Below are 9,536 nucleotides of genomic sequence, written 5' to 3'. Positions count from 1 at the left end.
TCTTCCATGAGGTTAATGTATACTTCCCCAGGATTAATTTCTTCGTCTTTAATGTTATGAATTACTTTATGATCGAAAGCATATTGCTGGCAGAACCTATAAAAACCGGTTAGAATCTCGTGCGGAAAATAGCTGTTTTTTGGGAAGATAATTTTTAAGGTCCGGTAATGAGATAGCCGGTCTAAAGCCTGTTCTAAAGCCGCGTAAATATCCTGTGCAAAGTTTTCATAAGCCGCAGCATAATCGCCTGTTACTCCTGGCAACAATTTATCAAGGATAACTAGTTTTTCTTTTGGAATGGTATTGATAATTTCGTGTGCATTTTCGCCTCCTTCTAAAAAATGTGGAATAATTACAAAGTGCGAATAATCATCACGTTTGGTAACGATCATTTTTTTAAACAGTGCGAAATCATTGTTGTAGATATAAAAATCGATCGCAGCACGCTCACCCAATGTTTTTGTAAACGAATCGTAAATGATCTTTTTGTGCGTACTGAGTTTATTAAAAAGCAGACAAACTTTTAGTTTACGTGAGAAATCGGTATTGATGATGAAATAACCCTTACCCGGTACAGAATCTACTACCCCAAGTTTCCGGAGGTTGCGGTAACCTTTTTCAGCGGTATCTCTCGACATTTCCAAACTGAAGCTCAGTTCATTGATAGACGGCAATAAACTATTTTTCAGAAGTTTACCACTTTCAATTGCGGCCAAAATAGCATTGGTTAACTGCTTGTATTTTGGCGTCGACGAATACTCGTCGACGTTAATGTAGGGGATTAAATCTTCTGGTTTCAAAATGGTTATATTGATATAGGAAATTCCTAATATAAGGAAATTCCTAAAAATCTAGTGTACGTTGTATAGCAGAATAGTATTTTAACTGGATCATAYCCGTTGGTGCAGGGTTTTCGTTCCAGGCATCATTTATTGCTAAGGCCGTTCCTATCGCCGTAGCCTGCGAAACCGAAGAGGCATAAACCTCAATATCTGGAATAGAAGTAGCCAAAAGATGCATATAAATTGCATTTTTACCGAAACCACCATCTACAAAAATTCTTTTCACACCTGCATTTAAAATCAGCTTTAACGAGTAAATCTGCTGTTTGATCAGATCAAAAATTAATTGGTGATAGGCTTCTTCTGCCGTTTGAAAGAGGTTCAGATCACGCTCCGGGAAAGCAGAATTTGCTGAAAAGCCCTGTTGCTCCTGTTGGTTTTCAGGGATTTTATTGGCCAGTTTCAAAATCATTGAAGGATTAAACTTCAAATGTTTAAACAGATAGGCGGCACGATCGAAATGTTCTGCTATACGCTTAAGCTGTACCTCGTGCTCATAACCAGCAAAAATACGTGAAGCCTTTACCGCTTTGCCTTTAAAGTGCATGTAACACAGGCAATCCTGTTTAAGTTCTTCGGCAGTTAAAGGTTCCTGGTTGAAAGGGTTTAAACTGATACACCAGGTTCCTGTTGAAATGAGCACAAACGGTGTATTAAAATTGGCCAGATAGGGAATCAGTGCTGCAGAACTATCGTGCAAACCTACACCAACCTTTACACTGCTCCCTTCGAAATCAGTTTTCAGGCTGGAATCTGCAGGGGTAAATGCACCAAATTTCTCATCGATTTTTTCGGTAGTAACCCAGTTATGGTATTCACTTTTATTGAAATCCCAAAGCTGGGTGTGGCAGCCTATGCTGGTAATATCAGCCACGGCCTTACCCGTAATTAAATAACTTAAATATTGAGGCAGGTGTAAAGCCCACTTCACTTTTTTAAATATTTCGGGCTTTTCGTTTTTCAGGCGATACAATTGCATTCCTGAATTTAAGCTGCCCAAGATTGGCGAGGCCGTTTCTAAGGAAATCTTCTCCTCACCTCCGTATTTTGCATAAAATGCTTTTTTAAGCTCTTCGGGGTATTCTTTTAAATAGTTATAAAGTGGTGTCAGGGGATCGCCGTTTTCATCGAGATAAACAAAACTGGCACCATAAGTAGAAAAATTTATGGCCCTAATATCGAACTCTTTTAACTGTAAAACCTGATGCAGGGAATCGTAAACTGATGAACGCAGGCTTTCGAGATTTTCGCATGGTTCGCCATCTTCATCAACTGTTTCTACAAAACGTGCAGACCGTTCGTAAACAATACTGTAGTTTTCATCAATCAGAAACAGTTTTTTATTCGTTTTCCCAACATCAAATATGGCAATAACAGGTTTAGGCATTTTCTATTTCTCTATTTACAAACCTGTGGCAACAGTATTTCCGCGGTGATTAACTAACTTAGTTCTAACTTCTAAACCGCGGTATAAAGCGATTGGTGATAAAGCTGCTCCAGCCCTTAATCTGGCTTCGGCTACCAAAGCCCTTAAATCGCTCCGGAAAGTATGCTGCAAAATTTCCTGTGCTTTTGCTACATCGTTGTTGTTCTGCGCTTCGCTTAATGCTTTTCTATCAACCAATAAGGCTTGTGCATAAGCAATCATAATCGCTTCTACTGATTGCAATAAATCTTCTAGAGGGTCTTTCACATTGTGAGAAGCATCTATCATCCAACCTAAATCTTTTGCATGGTTCATGCCTTTTGCATCCATACCTTCTACCAGCTCGTTAAAAATTAAGAACAACTGATAAGGCTTAATGCTTCCGGCAGTTAAATCATCATCGCCATATTTAGAATCATTAAAGTGKAAACCACCCAATTTTCCTTCCATTAACAATAAAGCAACAATCTGCTCAATGTTTGCATTAGGCAAATGATGACCTAAATCAACCAAAGTATAAGCTTTTTTACCTAGTTTGCTTGCATATAACAGTGATTGTCCCCAATCGCCAACCGTAGTTGAATAAAAATTAGGTTCGAAGGCTTTGTACTCCACAAACATTTTCCAATCTTCTGGCAGTGCTGAATAGATTTCTTGCAGACTTTCTAATGTATTTTCGAAAGCTTTGCGGAAATTAAGCTGACCAGGGAAACAAGAGCCATCGGCTAGCCAAACGGTTAATGCGTCAGATCCTAGCGCGATACCATGTTTAATTACTTCTATATTATGCTCGATCGCCTGTTTGCGGATGTCTTTATTTACATTCTGTAACGAACCAAATTTATAGCTATGTGCAGCACCTTTCTGATCTTGAAAGGTATTCGAGTTCATGGCATCGAATTTTAAACCATAGCCAGATGCCAAAGTTTTTAACGCTTCAGCATCTTGTGGAATATCCCAAGGAATGTGAAGCGAAATTGCGCCGCTTGCGCCATTAAGGGCATGAAGCAGACCAACATCTTCAATTTTTTCTTCAATGGTACGTGGTTCACCACCAGTAATGGCAAAACGGCCAAAACGTGTTCCACCTGTACCTAAAGCCCAACTTGGAATGGCAATCTGAAAATCAACCAGTTTCTGGATTACGCTTTCTACATCAACGTGCGCCCAATCTTCTTTTAAAAAAGAAAGTTTACGCTGATGTGAGGTTAAAAGGGAGTCGTTATGTTTTTCTATTTGGTTCTGCTCGATATTCATGAGAATATTTGGTTTATTAGGTTAATGTTGCGGCGATACACTCGCCGTTCTCGCTCCAAACGGGGGCTATTATAAAAAAATTAAAGTCATTTCGGTCTGTGCCAGGCACAGACCGATTAAACAACTTACTAAAACTGAATTTGTCGCCATAGTCTGTGTCCTCACAGACCATTTAACTTATCTTCTTTCGATCTGTGGAGACACAAACCGTGGATTAAGCTATCTTACAAATGCCATGGCTACTCCGCCATCAACATTTAAAACATTTCCGGTTGATTTGTGCAGCAAGCCACCCACAAAGGCGAAACAAGCATTGGCAATATCATCTGGTAGTATAATCTGATTTAACAAAGTACGTTTCGCATAATAAGCCGGTAGTTCTGCAACGGTAATTCCGTAAGCTTTTGCACGGCCTTCTGCCCAACCCCCTGCCCAGATATTACTATCGCTGATTACAGCATCAGGGTTAACCACATTTACACGGATATTATCGGCTCCCAATTCTGCAGCATTTAACCTGCTCAAATGTAACTGGGCAGCTTTTGCACTGCCATAACCGGCATTGTTAGGTCCGCTTACCAGGGCGTTCTTACTTACAATATTAATGATATCGCCACCAATATTCTGCTTTTGCATCGTATTTGTTGCAGCCTGAGTGATAAAAAACTGACCTTTTACCAAAACATCATATAATAAGTCCCAATCCTTCTCGGTATGGTCGGCAATGGTTTTAGAAATCGATAACCCTGCGTTGTTTACAATAATATCTACCCCACCAAAAGCCAGAGCAGCCGAATCGAAAGCTTGTTTAATATCTGCTTCGCTGGTTACATTTAAAATTGCGGTACTATAAGAATCTTTACCATACAGGCTTGCAAATTCCTTACCTGCTTCTTCCAAACGCTCGGCATTCATATCGTTTAAAATCACCACGCCACCTTCTGCAACAAACTTTTTAGCAATCGCCTTACCTATACCACCTGCACTACCGGTAATCAAAGCAATTTTACCTGTTAAAGGTTTTGGCTTAGGCATACGCTGCAACTTCGCTTCTTCCAACAGCCAATATTCGATGTTAAAAGCTTCCTGGTGCGGCAAAGAAGTATATTCTGAAACGGCCTCAGCGCCTTTCATTACGTTAATGGCATTGATATAGAATTCTGCAGCAACCCTTGCCGTTTGTTTATCCTTAGAGAAGGTAAACATTCCGATACCAGGATATAAAATAACAACCGGATTGGTATCGCGAATGGCAGGACTGTTTGGATGTTTACAGGCTTCGTAATAAGCCGTGTACATTGCCCTATATGCTTCAAAAGCTGGCTCCAATGTTTCTTTTAGTGCTTTAACATCCGATAAATCGGCATCGCTTGCTAAAGTTAAAACCAGCGGACTGATTTTGGTGCGTAAAAAGTGATCTGGACAGCTTGTGCCCATTGGTGCAAGGCGATCAAGATCGTTAGAATTGATGAATTCTAAAACACGACTGTCGTCGGTAAAATGACCGATCATGTGCTGTTTAGAAGAACATAAACCACGCAAAACAGGTGCTAAAGCAGCCGCTTGTTGTTTACGCTGATCTGCTGCGGCACTTTCAATCTTTTGTCCTCCAAAAACAGGCCCTTTTTTACCATAGTTCTGGTTAAGGTAATCAGAACAGATTTCGATAACTTCTAAGGTATTCAGATAACTTTCGTAAGCCGTATCGCCCCAGGTAAACAAACCATGTGAGCCCAACATAATGCCACGGATACCTGGATTCTCATCTAAACATTGCTTTAATTGCAGACCCAGTTCGAAACCAGGTTTTTTCCATTCAACCCAGCCTATCGTTCCACCAAATAATTCTTCGGTAATTTTTTTACCGTCTTTAGCTGCTGCGATGGCGATGGCCGCATCTGGGTGCAAGTGATCGATATGTGCAAACGGCAGAAAACCATGCAAAGGGGTATCGATTGATGGTGCTTTAGAGCTTAAATCGAAAATACAGTGGTTAAAAAGTTCAACCATTTCATCTTCGTGTTCTACACCACGGTAGATATTTTTCAGACTACGCAAACGATCAACATATAATGCTGCAAGACCACTTTTCTTTAAGGTACCTAAATCGCCACCTGAACCTTTTACCCACATTACTTCGGTTTCAAGGCCGGTAAGCGGATCTTTTTCCAATACTTTACACGAGGTATTTCCACCTCCATAATTGGTTAAGCGTAAATCTGCACCCAATAAATTTGAGCGATAAATTAAGAGGGCAACTTCATCACCAGCAAGTTTTGCGGCTTCCTCTTCATCCCACAAATAGCTTACGTGCTTATAACTTTTCGTATCGATTGACATTCTTATATTCTATTTAAATTTTTATTTATTAACCTTTTATTGAATTACCATAACCAACAATGAGTACCGAAATGATGATGGTTAAAATACCCGCCAAAACAGTAAACAACGTTTTTCTCGACACACCTTTCCACTCTTTTAATACCAGCCCCCATACGTTGGCGATGAGAATGATAAAGGCCATGTGCAGAATCCATGAACTGGCGCCGTTGCCCATTTTGCTTTCGCCCATGCCATAGAAAAAGAATTGTAAGAACCATGTAGTACCTGCCAGGGCAGAAAAAATATAGTTTTTTAACAGTGGCGTTTTTGCATTGGTATAATCGCCAAATGTTTTATTCCTTGCATTTAATACCATACACCAGATAAAATTAGTGGTTAGGCCTCCCCAAAGCACAATTACATAAGTAACGTTGTTCTGGAATAAGAAATTACCTGTTTCAGCAGGGTTTGCAGCTTTCCAGATGGTATTCGCCGCATCGGCCATTGGCTTTCCGGCTTCAATACCAAAATTGAAACAGGCACTTAAAACACCCGAAACAATACCCACAAACAAGCCAAGTCCGAATTTATATTCTGTTTTTACCTCCATGCCATGCGGATCGGTAATACCAGATTTCATTTCCTTTTCTTTCATCATACCTGCCTTACCGCAGATTACAATACCAATAACACAGACTAAAAGCCCCAGCAATACCATACGCCCCCAATCGGTGTATAAAAACATGGTAAAAGTATCTTTACCTCCCTGCGGGAAAAAATCGAAGTAAATGGATGGCAGGATTGAACCCAAAACCATACAAAGTCCTAAAATGATACTACTCCCTAACGATCCGCCCAGATAACGAACACCTAAGCCATAGGTTAAACCTCCAATACCCCAAAGCACACCAAAAAAATAGGTTAACCATAAAATGCTACCGTTGGTACTGGTGATAATTGCCGTAAAATTCGGGATGGTTAAAAAAGCAGCAAGTGGCGGAACGATTAACCAGGAGAAGATTCCTCCAACGATCCAGTAACTTTCCCAGGCCCAGCCTTTAACTTTTTTGTACGGAATATAAAAACTTCCGGAGGCGAAACCACCGAAGAAATGAAAAATTACACCTAAAATTGCTTGCATGCTCTATTAATATATTTGGTTGCTCTAAAATAGAATATACAGTAATTTTAACTGTTATGCACTGTTATGGATGTGAAATAAATTGGTGGATGGGATTAGTTGGGAGACCGAAGACGGAGGTCGGGAAGTTGGGGTGAGGATATAGTTCTGCGTTGATCAGTGAAATCTGCGGGCAATAATGATGTTATAGTTTTCTCGCAGATTATTGTTGTGCACCGGATTTTGTGGAAGCTATTATTAAGGTAATTTCTCTTTCAAATTGTGTCATGTTGAGCCTGTCGAAACACATTAAAAAATATTTAAACAAGTCCTTCGACAAGCTCAGGATGTTGAAAGCTTCCCGCCATGGGCGGCAACAGATTATAAATAAATTAATTCTGGGATTGGATGCGCTGCAAAATATCTTCAATTACCTCAACCGATTTGAGGATTTTATAATGTCCCACATCTTCAAAAGATTTTGAACTTATCGCCGGATATTTATCCAGAAATTCTTTAAGGAATGGGTATGGCGAAATATGATCAGCTGGATCAAATGCCAGAAAATGATTTAAATCCGGACTTAGTTGATACAGTTCGGTCAGGTTAAAGTGGCTTACAGGAACGGGGAATTCTTTGGCAAAGTTGCTGAAAAAGATATCCTGATCCTTTATGCCGATGTTCACCGAATCGAGACTTTGTTCGAAGTTTTCTTTCAGTCTGATTAATGGTGCGATGCTAATGAGCAAATTGGGCGTAACACCCAGCTCCTGCAAAGCAATTACATTAGCCATGCCGCCAAGCGAATGCCCAATGAGGACATCAGGTTGTGCATAGTTTAAGGCAATAGATTTTACTGAACCGGCATATAACATCAGGTTGGAAAATTCAGAGATTGAGCTTCCGTTGCCAGGTGCATCAAAAGCAATGATTTCCAGGTCATCTATTTTCAGGAGTTCAATAATCAGCTCATAAAAATCTAAAGCCTTCGAAGCCCAGCCATGCGTAAGTAACACTTTACGTTTTCCATTTCCCCAGCTAAAGCAGTTAATGCTTATATCGGCATTGGTAAAATAGGCATCAAAAACCTTGAGGCTAAATTGTTTCGAGGTAGCAATAAGCTGTTCCTGATGCAGGCGTAATGGCATTTTGGGTGAGTAGAAAATAAACTCACGCATTAAAGCTGCATCAGGCGCCGCCTGTGTTAATTTTAGCTCGTTTACAATTTGTTTTAGCCTTTTCAATTCGAGCTTATTTATGAGTTAAACCAAATGTGATTTTAAATCAGCTGGCGAATAGTTGATCGATTTTAAAGTTTTGTCGTCAGATTTCCTGAATACCAAAAACAGTCCGTCGATTTCTTTGTAATAAGATTCGGTCTGGTCTTTATTTAAGTAAAACTGAATGGTTTGTTCAGCCTCTTCTACCGTTTTACAGGCTTTGCTCATATTAGAGCGGTGAACTTCATCAAATAAAGTCTTAAATTTTCCACCCAAACCAAACTCATGGATCGCACCCGCCAAAACATACTGCAGATCGCAAAGGGCATCAGCAACTTCTACCAGATCATCATTTTCTACTGCTTCCTGCAGTTCTTTCAACTCTTCGGCTAAAAGCGAAATACGCAAATTGGCTCTCTGTTTTGAAGGAATAACAGGACTTTCTAAAATTGGATGTTTAAAGGTAGTATGAAATTCTGCAACCTGGTTTAGCGAATTCGTTTCTTGCATGGTGATGTTTGATTTAATCTTTATACAGCAAACTTAAAAAAATCGGAAGAAATAATGAGGAGAATTTATGCACACAGCTGATTAATTGTTGAAACTGGTTAATCGGTTAACTGCTTGTTGAATTTCTTTATTGCAGAATTCTTAAAACTAGCTAATTGGTTAACCAAAGATGAATCCCAACAATTTAACAATTAACCAGTTAACCGATTTATACAATTAACCAAACTACCCATTCTTCTTCCCTTCCCTAACCACTTTAAAAAACTCTTCTTTATAGGTTTCGCCGATGGGAATCGCTTGGTCGCTAATATAAACGGTATTCCCATCTATCATCTTAATTTTTTCGATAGAGATAATGTACGATTTATGGATGCGGTAAAAAGGCGGTCGGGGCAGCTCAGTTTCCAGCTCACGCAGTGCCTGGTAGGTCACAATCCTTTGGGCGGCGGTATAAACAGAAACATAGTTTTTCAATCCTTCAATGTATAGGATATCTTCATAATTAACCTTAATAAACTTGTTCTTGGTATCACCTTTAATGAAAATAAAATCGTTCCCCTGCGTTACCTGCTGTACAACAATTTCTTGCTGAACGGGTGCCACAGGCATTAAAATCTGTTGTGCTTTAGTAGCTGCTTTATAAAAACGCTCGTATGAGATCGGTTTAAGCAAATAATCTACCACATCAAGATCAAAGCCTTCTAAAGCATATTCTGGATAGGCTGTGGTTAGAATTACTTTGCATTTACCTCCACAGATTTTCAAAAACTGGATCCCGGTTAATTCTGGCATCTGTATGTCTAAAAAAACAAGATCAACTTTACCTTCCTGAACCAGGT

At 39.6% G+C, this 9,536-nt stretch carries 8 protein-coding genes; all 8 read right to left on the bottom strand.

Features of this window, described 5'->3' with window-relative positions:
* The coding region (locus AC1DPQ_RS08450; RefSeq protein WP_477608792.1) for a GntR family transcriptional regulator at positions 1-800 on the bottom strand (800 nt) is incomplete at its 3' end.
* A gap of 43 nt (positions 801-843) precedes the next feature.
* A complete protein-coding gene (locus AC1DPQ_RS08445; protein ID WP_477608790.1) occupies positions 844-2,229 on the bottom strand; it encodes an FGGY-family carbohydrate kinase in 1,386 nt (461 codons plus the stop codon).
* A 15-nt stretch (positions 2,230-2,244) separates the two neighbouring features.
* Complete coding sequence (locus AC1DPQ_RS08440; protein ID WP_477608788.1) at positions 2,245-3,525, bottom strand: sugar isomerase; 1,281 nt, start codon at positions 3,523-3,525, stop codon at positions 2,245-2,247.
* A gap of 219 nt (positions 3,526-3,744) precedes the next feature.
* Positions 3,745-5,865 carry a bifunctional aldolase/short-chain dehydrogenase gene (locus AC1DPQ_RS08435; RefSeq protein WP_230145396.1) on the bottom strand — a complete coding sequence of 707 codons (2,121 nt, stop codon included), beginning with the start codon at positions 5,863-5,865 and terminating at the stop codon, positions 3,745-3,747.
* A gap of 28 nt (positions 5,866-5,893) precedes the next feature.
* Complete coding sequence (gene rhaT / locus AC1DPQ_RS08430; protein ID WP_477608786.1) at positions 5,894-6,988, bottom strand: L-rhamnose/proton symporter RhaT; 1,095 nt, start codon at positions 6,986-6,988, stop codon at positions 5,894-5,896.
* 371 nt (positions 6,989-7,359) lie between these two features.
* Positions 7,360-8,211, bottom strand: a complete 852-nt coding sequence (locus tag AC1DPQ_RS08425) for an alpha/beta hydrolase (protein WP_477579568.1) — start codon at positions 8,209-8,211, stop codon at positions 7,360-7,362.
* Positions 8,212-8,229: 18 nt separating this feature from the next.
* Positions 8,230-8,697, bottom strand: coding sequence for a pyrophosphohydrolase domain-containing protein (locus AC1DPQ_RS08420; RefSeq protein WP_029277032.1), 468 nt, complete (start codon positions 8,695-8,697; stop codon positions 8,230-8,232).
* 225 nt (positions 8,698-8,922) lie between these two features.
* A partial coding sequence (locus tag AC1DPQ_RS08415) for a LytR/AlgR family response regulator transcription factor (RefSeq protein ID WP_477608784.1) occupies positions 8,923-9,536 on the bottom strand: 614 nt, incomplete at its 5' end.

Source organism: Pedobacter sp. 01T416_2, from assembly GCF_056398925.1.
Note: the sequence above shows the minus strand (reverse complement) of the source record. Positions and strands in the feature narration are given on the sequence as shown.